This is a genomic window from Streptomyces sp. NPDC059906 (assembly GCF_042730645.1).
GTDB lineage: Bacteria > Actinomycetota > Actinomycetes > Streptomycetales > Streptomycetaceae > Streptomyces > Streptomyces rubrogriseus.
The window spans coordinates 93596-117547 of sequence record NZ_JBHWKU010000004.1; the positions used below are offsets into that span (position 1 = coordinate 93596).

Annotated in this window: 21 protein-coding genes; 15 read left to right on the forward strand and 6 right to left on the reverse strand. The window is 71.1% G+C overall.

Going from position 1 to position 23952, the window contains the following annotated elements:
• Positions 1–64: 64 nt before the first annotated feature.
• The 9 genes from ftsW to divIVA all read left to right on the forward strand — a co-directional run bounded on the left by ftsW (position 65) and on the right by divIVA (position 8689).
• Complete coding sequence (ftsW, locus tag ACFV9J_RS08120; protein WP_385351555.1) at positions 65–1435, forward strand: putative lipid II flippase FtsW; 1371 nt, start codon at positions 65–67, stop codon at positions 1433–1435.
• A 6-nt stretch (positions 1436–1441) separates the two neighbouring features.
• On the forward strand, positions 1442–2536 hold the full coding sequence (gene murG, locus ACFV9J_RS08125; RefSeq protein ID WP_109031827.1) for an undecaprenyldiphospho-muramoylpentapeptide beta-N-acetylglucosaminyltransferase: 1095 nt from the start codon (positions 1442–1444) through the stop codon (positions 2534–2536).
• 25 nt (positions 2537–2561) lie between these two features.
• On the forward strand, positions 2562–3356 hold the full coding sequence (gene ftsQ / locus ACFV9J_RS08130; protein ID WP_385351559.1) for a cell division protein FtsQ: 795 nt from the start codon (positions 2562–2564) through the stop codon (positions 3354–3356).
• A gap of 288 nt (positions 3357–3644) precedes the next feature.
• On the forward strand, positions 3645–4844 hold the full coding sequence (ftsZ, locus tag ACFV9J_RS08135) for a cell division protein FtsZ (protein WP_109031829.1): 1200 nt from the start codon (positions 3645–3647) through the stop codon (positions 4842–4844).
• Entirely contained in the window at positions 4841–5569 is a 729-nt protein-coding gene (gene pgeF / locus ACFV9J_RS08140; RefSeq protein ID WP_385351561.1) for a peptidoglycan editing factor PgeF, read from the forward strand. The genes ftsZ and pgeF overlap by 4 nt, the downstream gene beginning before the upstream one ends.
• A 6-nt stretch (positions 5570–5575) precedes the next feature.
• Positions 5576–6295: a YggS family pyridoxal phosphate-dependent enzyme gene (locus tag ACFV9J_RS08145; protein ID WP_385351564.1), complete on the forward strand. Its 720-nt coding sequence runs from the start codon at positions 5576–5578 to the stop codon at positions 6293–6295.
• Between the two features lie 128 nt (positions 6296–6423).
• Complete coding sequence (locus ACFV9J_RS08150) at positions 6424–7065, forward strand: cell division protein SepF (protein ID WP_385351567.1); 642 nt, start codon at positions 6424–6426, stop codon at positions 7063–7065.
• 81 nt (positions 7066–7146) lie between these two features.
• Positions 7147–7431 carry a YggT family protein gene (locus ACFV9J_RS08155; protein WP_007448661.1) on the forward strand — a complete coding sequence of 95 codons (285 nt, stop codon included), beginning with the start codon at positions 7147–7149 and terminating at the stop codon, positions 7429–7431.
• A gap of 55 nt (positions 7432–7486) precedes the next feature.
• Positions 7487–8689, forward strand: a complete 1203-nt coding sequence (divIVA, locus tag ACFV9J_RS08160) for an apical growth/hyphal branching protein DivIVA (protein WP_385351572.1) — start codon at positions 7487–7489, stop codon at positions 8687–8689.
• Between the two features lie 236 nt (positions 8690–8925).
• Here the strand turns inward: divIVA and ileS are convergent, their stop codons facing one another.
• Positions 8926–12069 carry an isoleucine--tRNA ligase gene (ileS, locus tag ACFV9J_RS08165; RefSeq protein WP_385351575.1) on the reverse strand — a complete coding sequence of 1048 codons (3144 nt, stop codon included), beginning with the start codon at positions 12067–12069 and terminating at the stop codon, positions 8926–8928.
• 553 nt (positions 12070–12622) lie between these two features.
• Here ileS and ACFV9J_RS08170 point away from each other — a divergent pair.
• The 5 genes from ACFV9J_RS08170 (at position 12623) to ACFV9J_RS08190 (ending at position 17211) form a co-directional block, all read left to right on the forward strand.
• Positions 12623–13360 carry a TraR/DksA C4-type zinc finger protein gene (locus ACFV9J_RS08170; protein ID WP_385351578.1) on the forward strand — a complete coding sequence of 246 codons (738 nt, stop codon included), beginning with the start codon at positions 12623–12625 and terminating at the stop codon, positions 13358–13360.
• A 68-nt stretch (positions 13361–13428) separates the two neighbouring features.
• Positions 13429–14001, forward strand: coding sequence for a signal peptidase II (gene lspA / locus ACFV9J_RS08175; RefSeq protein WP_385351581.1), 573 nt, complete (start codon positions 13429–13431; stop codon positions 13999–14001).
• 108 nt (positions 14002–14109) lie between these two features.
• Positions 14110–15054: an RluA family pseudouridine synthase gene (locus ACFV9J_RS08180; RefSeq protein WP_189748902.1), complete on the forward strand. Its 945-nt coding sequence runs from the start codon at positions 14110–14112 to the stop codon at positions 15052–15054.
• Positions 15051–15536, forward strand: coding sequence for a GNAT family N-acetyltransferase (locus tag ACFV9J_RS08185; protein ID WP_385351583.1), 486 nt, complete (start codon positions 15051–15053; stop codon positions 15534–15536). The genes ACFV9J_RS08180 and ACFV9J_RS08185 overlap by 4 nt, the downstream gene beginning before the upstream one ends.
• 88 nt (positions 15537–15624) lie before the next feature.
• Entirely contained in the window at positions 15625–17211 is a 1587-nt protein-coding gene (locus ACFV9J_RS08190; protein ID WP_385351585.1) for a Na+/H+ antiporter, read from the forward strand.
• Between the two features lie 67 nt (positions 17212–17278).
• Here the strand turns inward: ACFV9J_RS08190 and ACFV9J_RS08195 are convergent, their stop codons facing one another.
• Positions 17279–18427, reverse strand: coding sequence for a mechanosensitive ion channel family protein (locus ACFV9J_RS08195; protein WP_385351587.1), 1149 nt, complete (start codon positions 18425–18427; stop codon positions 17279–17281).
• Between the two features lie 105 nt (positions 18428–18532).
• Here ACFV9J_RS08195 and ACFV9J_RS08200 point away from each other — a divergent pair, with 105 nt between their 5' ends.
• Positions 18533–19123: a dienelactone hydrolase family protein gene (locus tag ACFV9J_RS08200; RefSeq protein ID WP_361007501.1), complete on the forward strand. Its 591-nt coding sequence runs from the start codon at positions 18533–18535 to the stop codon at positions 19121–19123.
• Here ACFV9J_RS08200 and ACFV9J_RS08205 read toward each other — a convergent pair.
• The 4 genes from ACFV9J_RS08205 to ACFV9J_RS08220 form a co-directional block, all read right to left on the reverse strand.
• Positions 19108–20763 carry an alkaline phosphatase D family protein gene (locus tag ACFV9J_RS08205; protein WP_385351590.1) on the reverse strand — a complete coding sequence of 552 codons (1656 nt, stop codon included), beginning with the start codon at positions 20761–20763 and terminating at the stop codon, positions 19108–19110. The genes ACFV9J_RS08200 and ACFV9J_RS08205 overlap by 16 nt on opposite strands.
• A gap of 83 nt (positions 20764–20846) precedes the next feature.
• Complete coding sequence (locus tag ACFV9J_RS08210; RefSeq protein ID WP_385351592.1) at positions 20847–21647, reverse strand: DsbA family protein; 801 nt, start codon at positions 21645–21647, stop codon at positions 20847–20849.
• Between the two features lie 98 nt (positions 21648–21745).
• Positions 21746–22456: a hypothetical protein gene (locus ACFV9J_RS08215; RefSeq protein ID WP_385351595.1), complete on the reverse strand. Its 711-nt coding sequence runs from the start codon at positions 22454–22456 to the stop codon at positions 21746–21748.
• Between the two features lie 86 nt (positions 22457–22542).
• Positions 22543–23883, reverse strand: a complete 1341-nt coding sequence (locus ACFV9J_RS08220) for a DUF2252 domain-containing protein (RefSeq protein WP_385351598.1) — start codon at positions 23881–23883, stop codon at positions 22543–22545.
• Positions 23884–23952: the final 69 nt, after the last annotated feature.

Below are 23952 nucleotides of genomic sequence, written 5' to 3' on the forward strand. Positions count from 1 at the left end.
TGCCGCCGGGTGAACTCGGGAGGACGCGTGGGACGGTCCATGCCGACGTACAGCGGAGGCCGCGATGCCCGGTAGTCCCCAGAGCCGTACCGGGCGTCCGCCCGTGCAGCGGACCGTCAAGCGGCCGGCCCCACCCGGGCCGGCGCACGACAACGGCGTGCTCCGCCTCTACCACCGGCTGCGCCGCGCCTGGGACCGGCCGCTGACCGCGTACTACCTGATCTGCGGCGGCAGCGCGCTGATCACCGTGCTCGGCCTGGTGATGGTCTACTCGGCGTCGCAGATCACCGCGCTCCAGCTGTCGCTGCCCGGCTCGTACTTCTTCCGCAAGCAGGCCCTCGCCGCGCTCATCGGCGCCGGTCTCCTGGTCGCCGCGATGAAGATGCCGGTCAAGCTGCACCGGGCGCTGGCCTATCCGATCCTCGCCGGTGCCGTCTTCCTGATGATCCTGGTCCAGGTGCCCGGGATAGGAGTCGCGGTCAACGGCAACCAGAACTGGATCGCGCTGGGCGGCTCCTTCCAGATCCAGCCCAGCGAGTTCGGCAAGCTGGCCCTGGTGCTGTGGGGCGCGGACCTGCTCGCCCGCAAGCACGACAAGAAGCTGCTGACCCAGTGGAAGCACATGCTGGTGCCGCTGGTGCCGGCCGCGTTCATGCTGCTCGGGCTGATCATGATCGGCGGCGACATGGGGACCGCGATCATCCTCACGGCGATCCTGTTCGGCCTGCTCTGGCTGGCCGGCGCACCCACCCGGCTGTTCGCGGGCGTGCTCTCGGTCGCCCTGCTGCTCGGCTTCATCCTCATCAAGACCAGCGCGAACCGCATGGCCCGGCTCAACTGCCTCGGTGCCACCGACCCGGGCCCCGGCGACTCCTGCTGGCAGGCCGTGCACGGCATCTACGCCCTGGCCTCCGGCGGGCTGTTCGGTTCCGGGCTCGGCGCCAGTGTGGAGAAATGGGGCCAACTCCCCGAAGCGCACACCGACTTCATCTTCGCCGTCACCGGTGAGGAACTGGGCCTGGCGGGGACGCTGTCGGTGCTCGCCCTGTTCGCGGCTCTAGGCTATGCGGGTATCCGCGTGGCCGGACGCACGGAGGACCCCTTCGTCAGGTATGCCGCGGGAGGCGTGACCACCTGGATCACGGCCCAGGCCGTGATCAACATCGGTGCGGTCCTCGGGCTGCTGCCGATCGCCGGTGTCCCGCTCCCGCTGTTCTCCTACGGGGGCTCCGCCCTGCTGCCGACCATGTTCGCCATCGGTCTGCTGATCGCCTTCGCGCGTGACGAACCCGGTGCGCGGGCGGCGCTTGCGTTGCGGCAACCTCGCTTTGGTAGAAAGCGGGGAGCCAGGGGACCCGCGGCCAAGCGGAGCCCTGGGAGTTGGAACACGATGCGACGGCGCGCCTCGAAGGCGCGCTCGTCCGGAGAGCGGTGAATTTCGGTGCATGTCGTACTCGCCGGCGGAGGAACCGCGGGCCACATCGAGCCCGCGCTCGCCCTCGCGGACGCCCTGCGCAGGCAGGATCCGACCGTGGGGATCACGGCCCTGGGCACGGAACGCGGCCTGGAGACCCGCCTGGTGCCCGAGCGGGGTTACGAGCTGGCGCTGATCCCGGCCGTACCGCTGCCGCGCAAGCCCACCCCCGAGCTGATCACCGTCCCGGGCCGGCTGCGCGGGACGATCAAGGCGACCGAGCAGATCCTGGAGCGCACCAAGGCGGACGCGGTGGCCGGCTTCGGCGGCTACGTGGCGCTGCCCGCCTACCTCGCGGCCAAGCGGCTCGGCGTGCCGATCGTCGTGCACGAGGCCAACGCCCGCCCCGGCCTGGCCAACAAGATCGGCTCGCGCTACGCCGCACAGGTCGCCGTCTCCACTCCCGACAGCAAGCTGCGCAACTCCCGCTACATCGGCATCCCGCTGCGCCGCTCCATCGCCACCCTCGACCGGGCCGCCGCCCGTCCCGAGGCCCGCGCGATGTTCGGTCTCGACCCCAACCTGCCGACGCTGCTGGTCACCGGCGGCTCACAGGGCGCCCGCCGCCTCAACGAGGTCATCCAGCAGGTCGCGCCGTGGCTGCAGCAGGCCGGGATCCAGATCCTGCACGCGGTCGGACCCAAGAACGAACTGCCGCAGGTCCACCAGATGCCGGGAATGCCCCCGTACATCCCGGTAAGTTATCTGGACCGGATGGACCTCGCGTACGCCGCCGCCGACATGATGCTCTGCCGCGCGGGCGCGATGACCGTCGCCGAACTCTCCGCCGTCGGGCTCCCGGCCGCCTACGTCCCGCTGCCCATCGGCAACGGCGAACAGCGGCTCAACGCCCAGCCGGTGGTCAAGGCCGGCGGCGGACTGCTGGTCGACGACGCGGAACTCACGCCGGAGTGGCTCCAGCAGAACGTCCTGCCCGTGCTCGCCAACCCGCACCGGCTGTACGAGATGTCCCGCGCCGCCGCCGAGTTCGGCCGCCGGGACGCCGACGACCTCCTCGTCGGCATGGTGTACGAGGCGATCGCCGCCCGTGCGCGCCGCTAGACACGTCTGACGGAAGGCAGGGAGCGTGGCCGGACCGACCACCGCCGAGCGCGGTGCACGCCAGCAGGAGTCGTCCGGCCCGCCCCGGGCACGCCGGTTCCGCCCGCCCCGTGTTCGTACGATCATCATCCTCGCTGTCGCCCTCGTGCTCGTCGCGGGCGGCACCGTCTGGGTGCTCTACGGCTCGAACTGGACACGTCTGGAACGGGTGTCGGTCTCCGGAACGAGTGTCCTGACGCCCGAGCAGGTGCACGAGGCCGCCGACGTGCCGGTCGGGGACCCGCTGGTCTCGGTCGACATGGAGGCGGTCGAGGCCCGGCTGCGCCGGAAACTGCCCCGCATCGACGAGGTCGTCGTAGAGCGTTCCTGGCCGCACGGAATCGGACTGAAAGTGACGGAGCGTACCCCGGTTCTGATTGTGCAAAAGGGCCGAAACTTCGTGGAAGTGGACGATGAAGGCGTCCGTTTCGCCACGGTTTCCAAGGCCCCGAAAGGTGTGCCCACGCTGGAATTGGAACCGGCCCGTTCCGGCTCCGCCGCGGCGAGCCTGCGCCGCTTCGACGACGACCGCCTGGTGCGCGAGGCGGTACGGGTGGCCGGCCGGCTCCCGGACAAGGTCGCCCGGGACACACGGGTCGTCAAGGTCCGTTCCTACGACGACATCTCGCTGGAGTTGAACGGTGAGCGGACCGTGTCGTGGGGGAGCGGTGAGCAGGGTGTGCAGAAGGCCCGCGCACTCACCGCGCTCATGAAAGCGACGCCCGACGCGCGGCACTTCGACGTGAGTGTTGCCACCGCCCCGGCGTCATCCGGGAGTTGACGGGTATACGCGCAGGCCAGCACCCTGGTTGGGCAGCGCTACGGCTGATCACATAGGGTGAAAAGAAAAACGGGAGGTTCGGCGTGTTCGTTGAACGTGCGCCACTTGTCGACTTAGTGTCCTGTTCGGAAGAGTCCAAGGAACAGACACACTGGTAACCCTAAACTTCAGCGTTAGGGTTCGGGTCGGCGCTACGGACCGTCCCAATCGGCATCAGTCGTCGGGTCGCGGGGGCATCAGTGCTTCGGCGGTCGGGCGACACGTAACTCGAGGCGAGAGGCCTTCGACGTGGCAGCACCGCAGAACTACCTCGCAGTCATCAAAGTCATCGGTGTCGGCGGCGGTGGTGTCAATGCCATCAACCGGATGATCGAGGTCGGTCTCAAGGGCGTCGAGTTCATCGCCATCAACACCGACGCACAGGCGCTGTTGATGAGCGACGCCGACGTCAAGCTCGACGTCGGCCGCGAACTCACCCGCGGACTCGGCGCCGGAGCCAACCCGGCCGTCGGCCGCAAGGCCGCCGAGGACCACCGCGAGGAGATCGAGGAGGTCCTCAAGGGGGCCGACATGGTCTTCGTGACAGCCGGTGAAGGCGGCGGCACCGGCACCGGCGGCGCGCCCGTCGTGGCCAACATCGCCCGCTCGCTGGGCGCCCTCACCATCGGCGTGGTCACCCGCCCGTTCACCTTCGAGGGACGGCGCCGGGCCAACCAGGCCGAGGACGGCATCGCGGAACTCCGCGAAGAGGTCGACACCCTCATCGTCATCCCCAACGACCGGCTGCTGTCCATCTCGGACCGCCAGGTCAGCGTGCTCGACGCGTTCAAGTCCGCCGACCAGGTGCTGCTGTCCGGTGTGCAGGGCATCACCGACCTCATCACCACCCCCGGCCTGATCAACCTGGACTTCGCCGACGTGAAGTCGGTCATGTCCGAGGCGGGTTCGGCCCTCATGGGTATCGGCTCGGCCCGCGGCGACGACCGCGCGGTGGCCGCCGCCGAGATGGCGATCTCCTCGCCGCTGCTCGAGGCGTCCATCGACGGCGCCCGCGGTGTGCTGCTGTCCATCTCCGGCGGCTCCGACCTCGGCCTGTTCGAGATCAACGAGGCCGCCCAGCTGGTCAGCGAGGCCGCCCACCCCGAGGCCAACATCATCTTCGGCGCGGTCATCGACGACGCGCTCGGCGACGAGGTGCGGGTCACCGTGATCGCGGCCGGCTTCGACGGGGGCCAGCCGCCGTCCAAGCGGGACAACGTCCTCGGGTCCTCCTCGGCCAAGCGCGAGGAGCCCACCCCGGCCCGGCCGTCCGAGAGCCGCCCGTCCTTCGGCTCGCTCGGCAGCGTCAAGCCCAAGGAGGAGCCGGAGCAGGCGCCCGCGCCGGAGCCGGTCGCCGACCTGCCGGTCTCCCCGCCGCCGGTTCCGCCGTCGCGGACCTACTCGGACAGCGCGGCCGAGGAACTGGACGTGCCGGACTTCCTGAAGTGATAGGACAGCGCGACACCGTGAACGGCGCGCACTTCGGCTTCACCGACCGGTGGGGCGGAGTGAGCGCCGTTCCGTACGAGCAGCTCAATCTCGGCGGCGCGGTCGGCGACGACCCCGGCGCCGTCACGGCCAACCGGGAGCTGGCGGCCAAGTCGCTGGGCGTCGACCCGGCCCGGGTGGTCTGGATGAACCAGGTGCACGGCGCCGACGTCGCCGTGGTCGACGCGCCCTGGGGGGAGAGCCCGGTCCCGCAGGTTGACGCCGTCGTCACCGCCGAGCGCGGTCTCCCCCTCGCCGTCCTCACCGCCGACTGCGTGCCGGTCCTGCTCGCCGACCCGGTCTCCGGGGTCGCCGCCGCGGCCCACGCGGGCCGGCCCGGACTGGTCGCCGGGGTCGTCCCCGCCGCCGTACGGGCCATGGCCGAACTCGGCGCGGACCCCGCCAGGATCGTCGCCCGCACCGGGCCCGCCGTGTGCGGCCGGTGCTACGAGGTGCCCGAGGAGATGCGCGCCGAGGTGGCCGCCGTCGAGCCGGCCGCGTACGCCGAGACCGGTTGGGGCACTCCGGCCCTCGACGTGAGCGCCGGAGTGCACGCGCAGCTCGAGCGCCTCGGGGTGCACGACCGGGCGCAGTCGCCGGTGTGCACCCGGGAGTCGGCGGACCACTTCTCGTACCGACGCGACCGCACCACCGGGCGGCTCGCGGGCTATGTGTGGCTGGACTGATGGGGCATGACGGACCGTAAGCACGAACTCGCCGCGAACCTGGCGAAAGTGGAACAGCGCATCACCGACGCCTGCGCGGCCGCGGGCCGCCCGCGCCAGGACGTGACCCTCATAGTGGTCACCAAGACCTACCCGGCGGACGATGTGCGCATTCTCTCGGAACTCGGGGTGCGCCACGTCGCGGAGAACCGCGACCAGGACGCGGCGCCCAAGGCCGCCGCCTGCTCAGATCTGCCGCTTTCATGGCATTTCGTCGGACAGTTGCAGACCAACAAGGTGCGGTCCGTGGTCGGTTACGCGGATGTCGTGCAGTCCGTCGACCGGGCCCGGCTGGTCGCGGCTCTGTCGAAGGAGGCCGTACGGGCCGGACGCGAAGTGGGCTGTCTCCTCCAGGTGGCGCTCGACGCGGGGGACGGCGGGCGCGGGGAGCGCGGCGGTGTCGCGCCCGCCGGAATCGAAGAGTTGGCCGACCTGGTCGCCGGATCGGAGGGGCTGCGCCTCGACGGACTGATGACCGTGGCCCCGCTCACCGGCGAGTACGCCGGACGCCAACAGGCGGCGTTCGAGCACCTCATGGATTTGTCGACCCGCGTGCGCCGGACCCATCCGGCTGCGAACATGGTCTCCGCGGGGATGAGTGCGGACCTCGAACAGGCCGTGGCCGCCGGAGCGACACATGTACGCGTCGGCACTGCGGTACTCGGAGTCCGACCCAGGCTCGGGTAACGTCGCCAAGAAGTCGGACCACAGCAGAAAATATGGTCATTACCGCCGAAAGGCGGACGCAACGACCTCGTGGATCGCAGGCACTTGGAGTCGTCAGCAGATCCACCACAGAGCGGAGGACTCAGAGCATGGCCGGCGCGATGCGCAAGATGGCGGTCTACCTCGGCCTCGTGGAGGACGATGGGTACGACGGCCGGGGGTTCGACCCCGACGACGACTTCGAACCCGAACTGGACCCGGAACCCGAGCGGGATCACCGGCGCCACGAACCGGCGCACCAGTCGCATGGTGCGCATCAGCCCCAAAGGGACGAAGAGGTACGAGTCGTACAACCGCCCGCGCAGCGCGAGCCGATGCCCCGTTCCGCTTCGCTCGCGGCGGAATCGAGCCGTCCGGCGCGCATCGCGCCCGTGGCGTCCATCACACAAGAACGCGCAAGCCTGGAAAAGAGCGCACCGGTCATCATGCCCAAGGTCGTGTCCGAACGAGAGCCCTACCGGATCACCACGCTTCACCCCCGGACCTACAACGAGGCCCGTACCATCGGGGAACACTTCCGTGAGGGCACGCCGGTGATCATGAATCTCACTGAGATGGATGACACAGATGCGAAGCGACTTGTCGACTTTGCGGCCGGTTTGGTGTTTGGTCTTCACGGCAGTATCGAGCGGGTGACGCAGAAGGTGTTCCTGCTGTCTCCTGCTAACGTCGATGTCACGGCGGAGGACAAGGCCCGTATCGCAGAGGGCGGGTTCTTCAACCAGAGCTGAGACGCACCACCGGTACAGAGCAAGAACACGGGCCCGGGACAGGGTCCGAGAGATGGTTCAGGGGAGAGGGAAGCACAGGTCATGAGCGTGGTCCTGGATGTCGTCTACATCGCGCTGATGTGCTTCCTCATCGTGCTCATCTTCCGGTTGGTCATGGACTACGTGTTCCAGTTCGCCCGCTCGTGGCAACCCGGCAAGGCGATGGTGGTCGTTCTGGAGGCCACCTACACTGTCACCGATCCACCGTTGAAGCTTCTGCGGCGGTTCATCCCGCCGCTGCGTCTCGGGGGCGTGGCGCTCGACCTGTCCTTCTTCGTACTGATGATCATCGTCTACATCCTGATCTCGATCGTGAGCCGGCTGTGAGCGATGAGAGAGATACGGGCTTGCCGAATGCCGACGACAACGTTGAGGTGAAGAGATGCCGTTGACCCCCGAGGACGTGCGGAACAAGCAGTTCACGACCGTCCGCCTCCGAGAAGGCTATGACGAGGACGAGGTCGATGCCTTCCTCGACGAGGTCGAAGCCGAACTGACCCGACTGCTCCGCGAGAACGAGGACCTGCGCGCCAAGCTGGCCGCGGCCACGCGCGCGGCCGCGCAGAACCAGCAGAACATGCGCAAGCCTCCGGAACCTCCGCAGGATCAGCAGCACCAGCAGGGTCCGCCGCAGCACCAGCAGGGCCCGCCGCAGGGCGGTATGCCGCAGCAGGGCATGCGAGGTCCCGGCGCTCCGGTGCCCGCCGGCATATCGGGCCCGCCGCAGCAGCAGATGGGTGGCCCCATGGGTGGTCCGCCCCAGCTGCCGAGCGGTGCCCCACAGCTGCCCGCCGGCCCCGGCGGACAGGGTGGCCCGCAGGGTCCCGGCCCGATGGGTCAGGGTCCGGGGCCGATGGGCCAGGGCCCGGGTCCGATGCAGGGCCAGATGGGTCCCGGTCCGATGGGCGGCCCCATGGGCGGTCCGCAGGGTCCCGGCGGCCCCGGTGGTCCTGGTGGCCCCGGCATGCCCGGTCAGGGCGGCCCCGGTGGCGACAGCGCCGCCCGGGTTCTCTCGCTGGCCCAGCAGACCGCCGACCAGGCGATCGCCGAGGCGCGTTCCGAGGCCAACAAGATCGTCGGCGAGGCGCGTTCGCGTGCCGAGGGTCTGGAGCGGGACGCCCGTGCCAAGGCGGACGCCCTGGAGCGGGACGCGCAGGAGAAGCACCGCGTCGCGATGGGCTCCCTGGAGTCCGCCCGCGCCACGCTGGAGCGCAAGGTCGAGGACCTGCGCGGCTTCGAGCGCGAGTACCGGACGCGACTGAAGTCGTACCTGGAGTCGCAGCTGCGCCAGTTGGAGACCCAGGCGGACGACTCGCTCGCCCCGCCGCGCACGCCCGCGACCGCCTCGCTGCCGCCGTCCCCGGCGCCCTCGATGGCACCGGCCGGCGCCAGTGCCCCGTCCTACGGCGGCAACCAGTCGATGGGCGGCGGTCCCGGCCAGTCCGGTCCGTCCTACGGCGGCCAGCAGCAGATGTCGCCTGCGATGACCCAGCCGATGGCACCGGTGCGGCCGCAGGGGCCGTCGCCGATGGGGCAGGCGCCTTCGCCGATGCGCGGGTTCCTGATCGACGAGGACGACAACTGATCCGTAGTACGGCGTAGCCTTCGGCAACGTTCAGGGCGGGCCCCGGGTTTCTGACCCGGGGCCCGCCCTTGTGTGTCCCCAGCTGCGGGCAGTCGTGCCGCAGGGGCGGCACGGGTGGGCGCAGCGGCACCGGGCAAGCGCCGGTGAGCGAACCCCACCCTCGGCCCACACCGGCGGACAGCACTGGGCCCGGCAATCCTCGCGTGAGGGAGGCCGGGCCCGGTGCTTTCAGGCAGCTACTGCTTGCGCAGGCGGAACGTCAGGGACAGCCCCTCGTCCGTGAACGGGGTGCCGTACGTGTCGTCCGCCTCGCCCTGCGCGAAGTCCGTCGCCAGGACCTCGTCGGCGATCAGGCCGGAGTGGTCGGTCAGGGCGGCGATCGTCGCCGGGTCCGTGGCCGTCCAGCGCAGGGCGATCCGGTCGGCGACGTCGAGGCCGCTGTTCTTGCGGGCCTCCTGGATCAGGCGGATCGCGTCCCGGGCGAGGCCCGCGCGGCGCAGCTCCTCCGTGATCTCCAGGTCGAGCGCCACCGTCGCGCCCGAGTCGGAGGCGACCGACCAGCCCTCGCGCGGCGTCTCCGTGATGATCACCTCGTCCGGAGCGAGGGTGACCGTCTCGCCGTCGACCTCCACCGAGGCCGTGCCCTCGCGCAGCGCGAGGGACAGCGCGGCGGCGTCCGCGGCCGCGACGGCCTTCGCCACGTCCTGGACCCGCTTGCCGAACCGCTTGCCCAGCGCCCGGAAGTTGGCCTTCGCGGTCGTGTCGACCAGGGAGCCGCCGACCTCGCTCAGCGAGGCGAGGGACTCGACGTTCAGCTCCTCCGTGATCTGCGTGTGCAGCTGTGGGGAGAGCGTGCCGAAGCCCGCCACCGCGATCAGTGCCCGGCTGAGCGGCTGCCGGGTCTTGACGCCGGACTCCGCGCGCGTGGCCCGGCCCAGCTCGACCAGGCGGCGGACCAGGACCATCTGCTTCGACAGCTCCGGGTCGATCGCCGTCAGGTCGGCCTCCGGCCAGGAGGACAGGTGGACCGACTCGGGGGCACCCGGGGTGACCGGCACGACCAGGTCCTGCCAGACCCGCTCGGTGATGAACGGGGTCAGCGGGGCCATCAGCTTGGTGACCGTCTCGACGACCTCGTGCAGGGTGCGCAGCGCGGCCTTGTCGCCCTGCCAGAAGCGGCGGCGGGAGCGGCGCACGTACCAGTTGGACAGGTCGTCGACGAACGCGGACAGCAGCTTGCCGGCCCGCTGGGTGTCGTAGGAGTCCAGCGCCTGCGTCACCTGGTCGGTCAGCGCGTGCAGCTCGGAGAGCAGCCAGCGGTCCAGGACCGGGCGGTCGGCCGGGGCCGGGTCGGCCTCGCTCGGGGCCCAGCCCGTGGTGCGGGCGTACAGGGCCTGGAAGGCGACCGTGTTCCAGTAGGTGAGGAGCGTCTTGCGGACGACCTCCTGGATGGTGCCGTGACCGACCCGGCGGGCCGCCCACGGGGAGCCGCCGGCCGCCATGAACCAGCGGACCGCGTCGGCGCCGTGCTGGTCCATCAGGGGGATCGGCTGCAGGATGTTGCCCAGGTGCTTGGACATCTTGCGGCCGTCCTCGGCGAGGATGTGGCCGAGGCAGACCACGTTCTCGTAGGACGACTTGTCGAAGACCAGGGTGCCGATCGCCATCAGCGTGTAGAACCAGCCGCGGGTCTGGTCGATGGCCTCGGAGATGAACTGCGCCGGGTAGCGGCTCTCGAACAGCTCCTTGTTCTTGTACGGGTAGCCCCACTGCGCGAACGGCATCGAACCCGAGTCGTACCAGGCGTCGATGACCTCGGGCACGCGCACCGCTTCGAGGGAGCAGCCCTCGTGGGCGCAGGTGAAGGTCACGTCGTCGATGAACGGACGGTGCGGGTCCAGGGCCGACTGGTCGGTGCCGGTCAGCTCGGTCAGCTCCGCGCGGGATCCGACGACCGTGAGGTGGTCCTCCTCGCAGCGCCAGATCGGCAGCGGGGTGCCCCAGTAGCGGTTGCGGGACAGGGCCCAGTCGATGTTGTTGTTCAGCCAGTCGCCGTACCGGCCGTGCTTGACCGCGTCCGGGTACCAGTTGGTCTTCTCGTTCTCCTGGAGGAGGCGGTCCTTGATGGCGGTGGTGCGGATGTACCAGGACGGCTGCGCGTAGTAGAGCAGCGCGGTGTGGCAGCGCCAGCAGTGCGGGTAGCTGTGCTCGTACGGGATGTGCTTGAAGAGTAGGCCCCGGGCGTCCAGGTCCTCGGTGAGCTTCTCGTCGGCCTTCTTGAAGAAGACACCGCCGACGAGCGGGACGTCCTCATCGAAGGTGCCGTCCGGGCGGACCGGGTTGACCACGGGCAGGCCGTAGGAGCGGCAGACCTTGAGGTCGTCCTCACCGAAGGCGGGGGACTGGTGGACGAGGCCGGTGCCGTCCTCGGTGGTGACGTAGTCGGCGTTCACCACGTAGTGGGCGGGCTCCGGGAACTCCACCAGCTCGAAGGGACGCCGGTACGTCCAGCGCTCCATCTCGGCGCCGGTGAAGGACTGGCCGGTGGTCTCCCAGCCCTCGCCGAGGGCCTTCTCCACCAGCGGCTCGGCGACGACCAGCTTCTCCTCGCCGTCCGTGGCGACGACGTAGGTGACGTCGGGGTGCGCCGCGACCGCGGTGTTGGAGACCAGCGTCCACGGGGTCGTCGTCCAGACGACCAGCGCTGCCTCGCCGGCCAGCGGCCCTGAGGTCAGCGGGAAGCGGACGTAGACGGACGGGTCGACGACCGTCTCGTAGCCCTGGGCCAGCTCGTGGTCGGACAGGCCGGTGCCGCAGCGGGGGCACCAGGGGGCGACGCGGTGGTCCTGGACCAGCAGGCCCTTGTCGAAGATCTCCTTCAGCGACCACCAGACGGACTCGATGTACTCCGGGTCCATCGTGCGGTACGGGTCCTGGAGGTCGGCCCAGTAGCCCATGCGGGTCGTGAGCTCTTCGAAGGCGTCGGTGTGGCGGGTCACCGACTCGCGGCACTTCGCGTTGAACTCGGCGATGCCGTACGCCTCGATGTCCTGCTTGCCGGAGAAGCCCAGCTCCTTCTCCACCGCCAGCTCCACCGGCAGGCCGTGGCAGTCCCAGCCGGCCTTGCGGCCCACGTGGTAGCCGCGCATCGTGCGGAAGCGGGGGAAGACGTCCTTGAAGACGCGCGCCTCGATGTGGTGGGCGCCCGGCATGCCGTTGGCGGTGGGCGGGCCCTCGTAGAACACCCACTCGGGGCGGCCCTCGGACTGCTCCAGGCTCTTGGCGAAGATCTTCTGCTCGCGCCAGAAGTCGAGCACCGCGTGCTCGAGCGCGGGCAGGTCGACCTGGGCGGGTACCTGGCGGTACTGAGGCGTTGTCATCAGCGAGCTTCCTCCGGCGGACGTGCTGCCTTCCGTCGGAGGGACGAGAGCCGTGCTCCCGCGGTACCACCCTCCTTGGCCCGGCCGGTGCGTCGTGTGCTCCGGCGAGCCCCCTCATTGGGGTCGCGAGCCGGTTCTAGTCGCCGCGACTGTCCTGCCACGGCTTTCTTCCGGCGGCTCCGGGGTGATCTTCACGTCGCGCTCGCCCCCGGGCTCACACCGTCCCCGGGTCGCTCTGGGCTGCTGACGCCGCTACTCGTCCCCATCCATGCCTTTCGCTGCGCCCAGTGTACGGCGCCGCGCGGACAACGGCCGCCCGGTTTCGGCGTGACCCGAATGCCGCCGTCCGGGGGGCGGTCCCCGCACGGGCGGCCCGGGGGTGTTCCGGCGGATTACCGGGCGGGGAGCTGGGCACAACGCATGCATGCTCGCCGCGCGGCGCACGGTGGGCGGGCGAATCGGGCGGCGTGCCCCGTTGCCGCGGGACCGGAGTCGATTTATCGTCCCAGCACGATTCGCGCGCAAGATCACAATATGTGAAGGGGCCGCGGCCATGGTGGCGAAGAAGAAGACGACGGCCGCGAAACAGAGCGCCGCCGAGGAGAGCGCCGCCGAGCAGGACCCGGCGAAGAAGAAGGCGGCAGAGAAGACCGCGGCGAAGAAGAGCCCGGCAAAGAAGACCGCGGCCAAGAAGAGCACGGCGAAGAAGAGCACGGCGAAGAAGAGCACGGCGAAGAAGAGCACGGCGAAGAAGAGCACGGCCAAGAAAGTGGGCGCGGCCGAGGCCGCGGAGCAGACGGGAGCCACGACGGTGGTTGCGAAGAAGACTCCTGGCACGGCCACGGCGGCCAAGACCGCTGTTCCCAAGGCCCGCGGCACCGCCGCCGCGGACCCCGGCGACCTCGCGGTACGCCCCGGCGAGGAACCCTGGACCCCGCAGGAGGTCGAGGAGGCGCGCGGCGGGCTGCAGTCCGAGGCGGACCGGCTGCGCACCGAGATCGACTCCTCCGAGCGGTCGCTGCAGGGCATGATGCGGGACTCCGGCGACGGCGCGGGCGACGACGAGGCCGACACCGGCAGCAAGAACATCACGCGCGAGCACGAACTGGCGCTGGCCGCCACCGCGCGCGAGGTGCTCACCCAGACCGAGCGAGCCCTGGACCGCCTGGACGCGGGCACCTACGGCCTGTGCGAGAACTGCGGCAACCCGATCGGCAAGGCGCGGATGCAGGCCTTCCCGCGGGCCACCCTGTGCGTCGAGTGCAAGCAGAAGCAGGAGCGCCGGTACTGAGCCGCAGCCGGGACGGGAAGTGTGCCGTACCCTCGTGCTCAGTCAAGGACCTAGGCTGAGGGACTCACGTGGCAGAGGCGGAGCGCATCATCGGTACTCCGGACACCCCGGACGAGGCGGGGGAGGAGCAGGAGCAGGCTCCTGAGCGCCCTCGGGGCAAGCGGCGGGTCGCCGTGCTGTTCGCGGTCGCCCTGTTCGCGTACCTGCTCGACCTGGGCAGCAAGATGCTGGTGGTCGCCAAGCTGGAGCACCACGAGCCGATCGAGATCATCGGCGACTGGCTGCGGTTCGCCGCGATCCGCAACGCGGGCGCGGCCTTCGGCTTCGGCGAGGCGTTCACGATCATCTTCACGGTGATCGCCGCCGCCGTGATCGTCGTGATCGCCCGCCTCGCGCGCAAGCTGCGCAGCCTGCCCTGGGCGATCGCGCTCGGCCTGCTGCTCGGCGGTGCCCTCGGCAACCTCACCGACCGGATCTTCCGTGCTCCCGGGGTCTTCGAGGGCGCGGTCGTGGACTTCATCGCGCCCAAGCACTTCGCCGTCTTCAACCTCGCCGACTCCGCGATCGTGTGCGGCGGCATCCTGATCGTGATCCTCTCCTTCCGTGGCCTGGACCCGGACGGGACCGTCCACAAGGACTGACCCCGCCGGTCCGGCCGTCCACAGGGACCGGTTGTCCACAAGGACCGGTTGTCCACAGGGACCGGGCGCGCGTTCGGGAGTGTCCGGTCCGTCCGGCATACTCGACGGGTGAGCACGATTCCCGAGATCCGTACCCTGCCCGTGCCGGACGGCCTGGAGGGCGAGCGCGTCGACGCCGCCATCTCCCGCATGTTCGGCTTCTCCCGTACCAAGGCCGCGGAGCTCGCCGCGGCGGGCAAGGTGCAGGTCGACGGATCGGTGGTCGGCAAGTCCGAGCGCGTCCACGGCGGCGCCTGGCTCGAGGTCGAGATGCCGCAGGCGCCCGCGCCCGTGCAGGTGGTCGCCGAGCCCGTCGAGGGCATGGAGATCGTGCACGACGACGAGGACGTGGTGGTCATCGTCAAGCCCGTCGGCGTCGCCGCGCACCCGTCCCCGGGCTGGAGCGGGCCGACCGTCATCGGCGGGCTGGCCGCCGCCGGGTACCGCATCTCGACGTCCGGCGCCGCCGAGCGCCAGGGCATCGTGCACCGCCTCGACGTCGGCACCTCCGGCCTGATGGCGGTGGCCAAGTCGGAGCGCGCCTACACCTCGCTCAAGCGCCAGTTCAAGGAGCGCACGGTCGACAAGCGCTACCACACGCTCGTACAGGGCCACCCCGACCCGACCAGCGGCACCATCGACGCCCCCATCGGCCGCCACCCGCAGCACGACTACAAGTGGGCCGTCACCGCCGAGGGCAAGCCCTCCGTCACGCACTACGACCTCATCGAGGCCTTCCGCGCCGCCTCCCTGCTCGACGTGAAGCTGGAGACCGGCCGCACCCACCAGATCCGCGTCCACATGGCAGCCCACCGCCACCCCTGCGTCGGCGACCTGACCTACGGCGCGGACCCCACCCTCGCCAAGCGACTGCGGCTGACCCGCCAGTGGCTGCACGCCGTGCGGCTCGGCTTCGAGCACCCCGGCACCGGCGACTGGGTGGAGTACGCCAGCGACTACCCCGAGGACCTCCAGCAGGCCCTCGACCTGGTCCGCGAGGAGACCTACGGATGAGCGCCCCGAGCCCGGCCCCGGCCTACGAGGTGCGCGTCGCCGAGGACCCCGCCGACCGCGAGGCCTGCTTCGCGGTGCGCAAGGACGTCTTCGTCGCCGAGCAGCAGGTCCCCGAGGACATCGAGTACGACGCCTACGACGCCGGTGCCGTGCACGTCCTCGCGATCCGGGCGGACGGCGTGCCGCTCGGCACCGGCCGGCTGCTGCACGGCACGGCCGCCGCCGCGAAGAACGGCGACGGCGACCCGGCCGTCGGCTCCCTGGGCCGGCTCGCGGTGACCGCCGCGGCCCGCGGCCTGGGCGTCGGGGCCGCGCTGGTCCGGGCCGTCGAGGAGGCGGCCCGCGCACGAGGACTCACCGCCGTGGACCTGCACGCGCAGACCCACGCCCTGGGTTTTTACGAACGCCTGGGGTACCAGGCCTACGGACCCGAGTTCCCGGACGCCGGTATTCCGCATCGCGCGATGCGGCGAGCCCTGTAGCCGGGGCGGCGAACGGGCTGGTGAGACCGGTCGCATGGCACGCTTGAGGTCCGCCGTGTAACGCCGAGACCCCACCGGAGCGGTGACCGTGGATCAGCTGGCCCTGTTGTTCGTGCTGTTGCTCGGGGCCCTGCTGAGCGTCCCGATCGGTGCCCGGCTTGGGCTCCCGGCGCCGGTGCTGATGACGCTCCTCGGGATCGTCCTGGCGCTGCTCGACTTCGTGCCCAACGTCGACATCCCGCCCGAACTGATCCTGCCCGGTCTGCTGCCGCCGCTGCTGTACGCCGCCGTGCGGCGCACGTCCTGGCGCCAGTTCGCGGCCAACAAGCGCCCCATCTTCCTGCTGGCCGTCGCCCTGGTCTTCGTCACCATGGTCTGCGTGGCCTCGGTGGCCGCCGCGATCGTGCCGGGGCTGCCGATCGCCGCCGCCTTCGCGCTGGGCGCCCTGGTGGCGCCGCCCGACCCGGTCGCCGCGACCGCCGTCGCCGGGCAACTGGGGCTGCCGCGCCGCCTGGTGTCCATCCTGGAGGGCGAGGGGCTCTTCAACGACGTGACGGCGATCGTCCTTTACCACGTGGCCATCGCCGCGGCGGTCGGCGGCTCCTTCTCGCCGTGGCGGGCCGGGTTCGACCTCGTGCTCTCCGCCGTCGTCGCCGTCGCGATCGGGCTCGCCCTGGGCTGGGGCTCCAACAAGCTCATGAGTGTGCTGGGCGACCCGACGCTCCAGATCGGGCTGACCCTGCTGGTGCCGTTCGTGAGCTATGTCGCCGCCGACGAACTGCACGGCTCGGGCGTGCTCGCCGTGCTCACCACCGCCATGTTCCTCGCCGAGTACGCCTCGGACGCCGACGACGTGATGACCCGGCTCGGCGGCCACACCGTCTGGGACGTGGTCGACACCCTGGTCACCGGCGTGGCCTTCGGCCTGATCGGACTGGAGCTGCACAACGCCGTGCGCACCGCCTCCGGCCGGTGGACCGAACTGCTCGGCTGGGCGGCGGCGATCCTCGTCGTCGTCATTCTGGTCCGGCTGCTGTACCTGCTGCCGGCCACCTGGCTGACCCAGCGGCTGCACGCCAGACGCGACCAGGACGAGGACATCCCGACGAGCTGGCGCGAGACCGTGGTCATGTGGTGGGCCGGGATGCGCGGCGTGGCCTCGGTCGCGCTGGCCCTGGCGATCCCGCTGCGGACGGACGACGGGGCGCCCTTCCCGCACCGGGACGAGATCGTCTTCATCGCGTTCGGGGTGATCATGGGCACGCTGCTGCTGCAGGGGCTGACACTGCCCTGGCTGGTCGGCCGGCTCGGGGTCCGGGCGGACACGGAGCGGGAGCAGGAGTTCGAGCGCGACCTGGCGCTCAGGGCGGCCCGGGCGGCCAAGCAGCGGCTCAAGGAGATCGAGTCGGTGGAGGAGCTGCCGGAGGAGCTGTCCGAGCAGATGCTGCGGCGCGCCTTCGACATCGGCGTACGCATCAGCCCGGACCTCGGGGACGAGGAGCGGCGGGAGGCGCAGGAGCAGCGGGCCCGGCGGTTCAAACGCGTCCGGCGCATCCAGGGCGAGATGCTGAGCGCGGCCCGGCACGAGGTGCTGGCCGCCCGCAGCGAACCCGGCGCCGACCCGGAGATCGTCGACCGGGTCCTGCGCCACCTGGACGTCCGCAGCCTGCGCTGACCCCCGCCTGCGCTGACGCACGCCGGCGCGGGCCCGCGGGTGCGGGCCCGCGTCCGCAGGCCCGCGGTCACAGGCTCTTGGCCGGCCGGCCCGGGAAGCGGCGGGAGTCCGTCCCGGAAGGGCGGCGGGAGTCCTCGGCGGAGGAGCGCCGGGCGTGCGGGAAGCCCTCGTGGGGCGGGCGCAGGGCCGCGTCCGCCGTGTTAACCCGCGGCAGCGCGTACGGGTGCTCGTCGGCCAGCCAGCGGAGCATCCCCTCGCGGACCGTGACCCGTACCGTCCAGATGTCGTCCGCGTCCTTCGCCGTCGCCAGGGCCCGCACCTCCATGGTGGTCGGGGTGGTGTCCGTGACGGTCAGGTTGTAGTTGCGTCCGTCCCAGGCCGGGCACTCGCGCAGGATGTCGCGCAGTCGCGCGCGCATCAGGTCCGTCGGCGCCGAGTGGTCGAGGTGCCAGAACACGGTCCCGGTCATCTGCGGGGTGCCGCGCGACCAGTTCTCGAACGGCTTGGACGTGAAGTACGACACCGGCATCGTGATCCGGCGCTCGTCCCAGGTACGCACGCTCAGATACGTCAGCGTGATCTCCTCGACGGTGCCCCACTCGCCGTCCACCACGACCGTGTCGCCCATGCGTACCATGTCGCCGAAGGCGATCTGGAACCCCGCGAACAGGTTGCCCAGCGTGGACTGGGCCGCCACACCGGCGACGATGCCGATGATGCCGGCCGAGGCCAGCAGCGAGGCGCCCGCCGCCCGCATCGCCGGGAAGGTCAGCAGCATCGACGACACCGCGACCACGCCGACGACCGCCGTGACCACCCGCATGATCAGCGACACCTGGGTCCGCACCCGGCGCACCCGGGCCGGATCCCGCTCGGCGTGGGCGTGCGCGTAACGCGAGTAGGACGTCTCGACGACCGCCGCGGCGATCCGGACCACCAGCCAGGCCGCCGAGCCGATCAGCAACAGCGTCAGCGTCCGGCCGACCCCGGTCCGGTGCTCGGGGAACACCCCGGCCTCGATGTAGGACCCTCTCAGCAGGCCGGCGCAGAGCACGATCTGGTAGGGCAGGCGGGCGCGCCGCAGCAGCCCCCACAGCGGTGTCTCCGGGTGGCGTCCGTCGGCCTTGCGCAGCAGCAGGTCGGTGGCCCAGCCGATGACCACGGTCAGCAGTACCGAGCCGCCGACCACGATCAGCGGGCGGAGTATCGTCTCCATCCCTCGAACGTAACCGGCCGCGCGGTGCTGTGAACCTGTGAGGTATCTCCCGCCCGGGGTGTCGCCGGGCGCGGGCCCGGCACACCCGGCTGGCACCATGGCCTCATGAACATCGTGCTCTTTCACTCGACCCTCGGCCCGAGGCCCGCGGTGCGGCAGGCCGCCGACCGGCTGCGCGACGCCGGGCACCAGGTGTGGACCCCGGACCTCTTCGAGGGCCGTACCTTCGACACGGTCGAGGAGGGCATGGCCCACCAGGACGGGATCGGCAGGGAAGAGCTGCTGAAGCGGGCGGTGCTGGCCGCCGCGCCCTACTCGGAGCGTGGGCTGGTCTACGCCGGGTTCTCGCTCGGCGCCTCCATCGCCCAGACCCTCGCCCTCGGCGACCACCGGGCGCGCGGGCTGCTGCTCCTGCACGGCACCTCGGACCTCGCGCCGAACGCCTCGGTCGACGAGCTGCCGGTCCAGCTGCACGTGGCCGAACCCGACCCCTTCGAGACGGACGACTGGCTCAGCGCCTGGTACCTGCAGATGGGCCGGATCGGCGCCGACGTCGAGGTGCACAGATATCCCGGCGCCGGTCACCTGTACACCGACCCGGAGCTGGACGACTACGACGCCCAGGCGGCCGAGGCCACCTGGCGGGTGGCGCTCGGCTTCCTGGAGTCCCTCCAGGAGGCTCAGGCGGGGGAGTAGACGCGCTCGACCCGCTGCGTGCCCCTGCGGGTGCGGTAGGAGCGGGTCCACTCGGAGACGGCCCGCGGGTCGGTGCGGTCGGAGACCACGTAGTAGTCCATCTGCGCCCGGTCCGCGGTGATGTCCAGCACGCCGTAGCCGTGCCGGTCCGTGTCGACCCAGCGCACGTGCCGGTTCGCGGCCCGGATCACCGGTGCGGCGATCGCCGAGACGGTGCCCTCGGGGACCTTCACGATGTCGTCGAGGTTGTCGGAGGTCACCGACGTGACGACGAACTCGGTGGCCGCGGAGGCGGACAGCGGATAGGTCCCGGCGTTGTACGGCACGTCGTTGGCCCAGGCCATGTGGATGTCGCCGGTCAGGAACACGGTGTCGCGGATCGCGTGCGCGCGCAGGTGGGCCAGCAGCTCGCGGCGGTCGTCGGTGTAGCCGTCCCACTGGTCGGTGTTGAGGGCGATGCCCTCCTTCGGCAGCCCGAGCAGCTCGGCGAGCGGCCCGAGCAGCGAGGCGGGGAGCGAACCGACCGCGAACGGAGAGATCATCACCGGGTTGCCGACCAGCCGCCAGGCGGCGTCGGAGGAGGCGAGATTCGCCTTGAGCCAGTCGAGCTGGGCGCGGCCGGTGAGGGTGCGGTCCGGGTCGTCGACCTCACCGTTGCCGAGCGCCACCTGCTGTGAGCGGAAGGAGCGCAGGTCGAGCAGCGAGAGGTCGACGAGCTTGCCGAATCGCAGCCGCCGGTAGGTGGTGCCCGCGATCGCCGGGCGCACCGGCATCCACTCGAAGTAGGCCCGCTTGGCGGCGCTCTGACGCGCCGTCCAGCTCCCCTCGGCCCCCTCGGTGTGGTTCTCGGCGCCGCCGGACCAGGTGTCGTTGGCGATCTCGTGGTCGTCCCAGATCGCCACCACCGGGGCCGTGGCGTGCAGGGCCTGGAGGTCGGGGTCGGTCTTGTAGCGGCCGTGCCGGATCCGGTAGTCGGCGAGGGTGCGGATCTCGTGGGCCGGCGCGTGCGGGCGCACGACGGTGTCGCGGGTGCCGTACTCGCCCGTGCCGTACTCGTAGATGTAGTCGCCCAGGTGCAGCCAGGCGTCCAGGTCGCCGCGGGCCGCGAGATGGCGGTACGAGGAGAAGTACCCGGCCTCCCAGTTGGCGCAGGAGACCACGCCGAAGCGCAGGCCGGTGACGGCCGCGTCGTGCGCGGGGGCGGTGCGGGTGCGGGCGACGGGGGAGTCGGTGGGGCCCGCGGAGAAGCGGAACCAGTAGTCCGTGGCGGGCGCGAGGCCGCGGACGTCCGCCTTGACGGTGTGGTCGGCGGCGGCCGTGGCGGTGACGGACCCCTTGGCGACCACGTTCGTGAGGGCCTTGTCCGTGGCGACCACCCAGCTCACCGCGGTGTCCGGACCGGTCCCGGAGCCCGGTATGGCCTCGGGCACCGGGGTCACCCGGGTCCACAGCAGGATCCCGTCGGGCAGCGGATCGCCGGAGGCGACGCCGTGCAGGAAGGCGGGGGCCGCGTCGGCGGCACCGGCGGGCAGCGCCGCGGCGAGCGGGGCGGCGAGCACGGCACCGGCCGCCGCGGCCTTGACGACCGTACGGCGGCTCGGGGTGCGGGAGTTCTCGGAGGCTCTGTGTCGACTGGTCACGGCCGATCAGGTTACTGATCGGTACACGCGCGAGTGGGCGAACTCGCAAAAGTTCGCCCACTCGTCAGACGGCGATCACCGGGTCACTTGGTGACGCCCGCGTCCTTCAGCGCCTTCTGCCACGCGTCGGGCGTGCTCGGGGTCTCGACCACCTTGTCGTTGATCTTGATGGTCGGGGTCGACTGGACGCCCTCGGCCTTGTCGAAGGACTTGCTCATCCGCATCGCCCAGGCGTCGTAGGTGCCCTTCTCCACGGCGTCCTGGAACTTCTTGTTGCCCTTCAGGGCGTCGACCGAGTCCGCCACCTTGATCAGGTAGTCGTCCTTGGCGAACTCGTCGGTCGACTCCTCGGGGTGGTACTTCGTGGAGTACAGCGCGGTCTTGTAGTCGACGAACGCCTCGGGGCTGACGTTCAGCGCGGCGCCCAGCGCGCTCAGCGCGTTCTTGGAGCCCTCGCCGCCCAGGTTGCCGTCGAGGAAGGTGCCGACGGTGAAGGAGAGCTTGTAGTCGCCGTCCTCCATGCCCTTGTTGACGGTCTCGCCGATGCTCTGCTCCATCGCCGCGCAGCCCGGGCAGCGCGGGTCCTCGTAGAGGTGGATGACGTTGTCGGACTTGGACTCGCCCATGACGATCGTGGTGCCGTCCTTGCCGGAGGTGTTGGCCGGGGCCACCACCTTCGCCTCGGCGGCCTTGTCCCAGCCGCTGGGCTTGTTGCCCTGCACGACGGCGTAGCTGATGCCGCCGGCTATCGCCAGCACGCCGACGATGGAGGCGGCCACGATGACCTGGCGCCTGACCTTGTCGCGCTTGGCCTGGCGCTCGCGCTCCTGGCGCAGGCGCTCACGGGCCGCCGTCTTCGCCGACTGGCTGTTCCGCTTGCTCATGATGATCTCTCCGGGGACGCGCACACGGGGGTGTGCGGAAGTACGTACGGGGGGACTGCGGTGCTCGGTGGTGCTCGCGCGACGCGGCCGGTGCCGGGTCAGACGAGGGTGGCCACCGGGCGCGGCGGTCCGCGACGTCCCAGGGAGTGCGTGAGGATCCGCTCGCGGGCGCCGGCGGTGCGGCGGGCCGGGGGCGCCGGGCGGCGCACCGCCGGGGTCCGGCGTACGCCCACGGCCGCGACGGCGAGCAGCAGCGGCCGGAACGTGGTCGCGGCCACCGCGCCGAGCAGCTGGGCCAGCGCCCGCTCGCCGCGCCGCAGCCAGGCCGCCGCGAGCAGTCCGACACCGACGTGCGCGGCAAGGAGCAGCCAGGCGGTGCCGGGGTCGGCCTGGGCAAGGACCGACGCCATCCGGTCGGTCTCCGCCCCGGTCACCCGGGTCAGCGGCGCGGTCACCCCGGCGTGGATACCGGTCCCGTCGCCGCACAGCACGTCGAAGCCGACCGAGCGCAGCGGGCCGGCGACCGGGCCGCCCGCCCGGCCGTAGCAGACGTGCTGGCCGGTGGTGAAGACCGTGTCGGCGGCCAGCTCCAGCGGGATCAGCAGGGCGGCGATCCGCCCGAAGCCGCGCTCGCGCCGCCCGGCCAGGGCGTACGCGATCAGGAACACGGCGGCGGCGACGGCGGCCACCGTGGGCAGCGGCAGCGGAACCCCGGACAGCAGCACGTGCGACGCGGTGCTGAGGGTCACGGCGAGTGCCGTGAACAGCGCCGCGCGTACGGCTCTGAGCGGGGTTCCGGATATGTCCATAGCAGTAGAAGAGTGTGTCACGGGGTCCGGTAAGGGACCCCTAAAGGGTTCCTGTGAGACGGCCGACGGTTACCGAACCGGAATGGTCACAGACCCGGGATCCGGCCGTTGCGGAACAGGTCGACGAAGGTCTGGTGGTCACCGCGCGCGCGAGCGCCGTAGCGGTGCGCGAAGTCGACCAGCAGCGGCGCGAAGCCCTCCTCGTCGGCCGCGATCGCCGCGTCGATGGCCCGCTCGGTGGAGAACGGCACCAGGGACTCCCCGGACTGGTCGTCGGCCGCCGCGTGCATGGTCGCGGTGGCCCGGCCCAGGTCGGCGACGACCTCGGCGATCTCCTCCGGGTCGTCGATGTCGCCCCAGTCCAGGTCGACCGCGTACGGCGAGACCTCGGCGACCAGCTGCCCGGCGCCGTCCAGCTCGGTCCAGCCCAGCCACGGGTCGGCGTGCGCCTGGAGGGCGCGCTGGGAGATCACCGTGCGGTGGCCCTCGTGCTGGAAGTAGTCCCGGATCGCCTGGTCGGTGATGTGCCGGGAGACGGCCGGGGTCTGGGCCTGCTTGATGTAGATCACGACGTCGTTCTCCAACGCGTCGCTGTTGCCCTCCAGCAGGATGTTGTACGAGGGCAGGCCGGCCGAGCCGATGCCGATGCCCCGGCGGCCGACGACGTCCTTCACCCGGTAGGAGTCCGGGCGGGCCAGGGAGGACTCGGGGAGCGTCTCCAGGTAGCCGTCGAAGGCCGCGAGCACCTTGTAGCGCGTGGCGGCGTCCAGCTCGATGGAGCCGCCGCCGGGGGCGAAGCGGCGCTCGAAGTCACGGATCTCGGTCATCGAGTCCAGCAGCCCGAAGCGGGTCAGCGAGCGGGCCACCCGCAGCGCGCCGAGCAGCGGGCCCTCCGCGGTGTCCAGCGTGAAGGGCGGCACCTCGTCGCTCTTGGCGCCGGTGGCCAGGGAGTGGATCCGCTCGCGGTACGCGCCCGCGTACACCCGCACCAGCTCGGTGATCTGCTCGTCGCTGAACGCCTTGGCGTACCCGATCAGCGCGACGGAGGCGGCGAAGCGCTTGAGGTCCCAGGTGAAGGGGCCGACGTAGGCCTCGTCGAAGTCGTTGACGTTGAAGATCAGCCGGCCGGTGGAGTCCATGTACGTGCCGAAGTTCTCCGCGTGGAGGTCGCCGTGGATCCACACCCGGGAGGTCCGCTCGTCCAGGTAGGCGCCGCCGTGCTGGTCACCGAAGTCCGGATCCTCGGTCAAATCGCGGTAAAAGAGACCCGCGGTGCCGCGGTAGAACGCGAAGGCGGAGGCCGCCATCTTCCGGAACTTCACGCGGAACGCCGCGGGATCCGCGGCCAGCAGCTGGCCGAAGGCGGTGTCGAAGACGGCGAGGATCTCCTCGCCGCGGTGCTCCTCGTTGAGCTGCGGGACCGACATGCCTGGTGCCTCCTGGTGCGGGTGGTGCCTGACGAGTGGAGCGGATCTCCACTCGGGCCAACGTTCGAA

Coding starts and splice junctions, on each gene's coding strand:
- ftsW (WP_385351555.1), top strand. CDS start 65: ATGCCCGGTAGTCCCCAGAGCCGTACCGGGCGTCCGCCCGTGCAGCGG.
- ACFV9J_RS08145 (WP_385351564.1), top strand. CDS start 5,576: ATGACGGACCGTAAGCACGAACTCGCCGCGAACCTGGCGAAAGTGGAA.
- ACFV9J_RS08150 (WP_385351567.1), top strand. CDS start 6,424: ATGGCCGGCGCGATGCGCAAGATGGCGGTCTACCTCGGCCTCGTGGAG.
- ACFV9J_RS08155 (WP_007448661.1), top strand. CDS start 7,147: ATGAGCGTGGTCCTGGATGTCGTCTACATCGCGCTGATGTGCTTCCTC.
- divIVA (WP_385351572.1), top strand. CDS start 7,487: ATGCCGTTGACCCCCGAGGACGTGCGGAACAAGCAGTTCACGACCGTC.
- ileS (WP_385351575.1), bottom strand. CDS start 12,069: ATGACAACGCCTCAGTACCGCCAGGTACCCGCCCAGGTCGACCTGCCC.
- ACFV9J_RS08170 (WP_385351578.1), top strand. CDS start 12,623: ATGGTGGCGAAGAAGAAGACGACGGCCGCGAAACAGAGCGCCGCCGAG.
- ACFV9J_RS08185 (WP_385351583.1), top strand. CDS start 15,051: ATGAGCGCCCCGAGCCCGGCCCCGGCCTACGAGGTGCGCGTCGCCGAG.
- ACFV9J_RS08195 (WP_385351587.1), bottom strand. CDS start 18,427: ATGGAGACGATACTCCGCCCGCTGATCGTGGTCGGCGGCTCGGTACTG.
- ACFV9J_RS08200 (WP_361007501.1), top strand. CDS start 18,533: ATGAACATCGTGCTCTTTCACTCGACCCTCGGCCCGAGGCCCGCGGTG.
- ACFV9J_RS08210 (WP_385351592.1), bottom strand. CDS start 21,647: ATGAGCAAGCGGAACAGCCAGTCGGCGAAGACGGCGGCCCGTGAGCGC.
- ACFV9J_RS08215 (WP_385351595.1), bottom strand. CDS start 22,456: ATGGACATATCCGGAACCCCGCTCAGAGCCGTACGCGCGGCGCTGTTC.
- ACFV9J_RS08220 (WP_385351598.1), bottom strand. CDS start 23,883: ATGTCGGTCCCGCAGCTCAACGAGGAGCACCGCGGCGAGGAGATCCTC.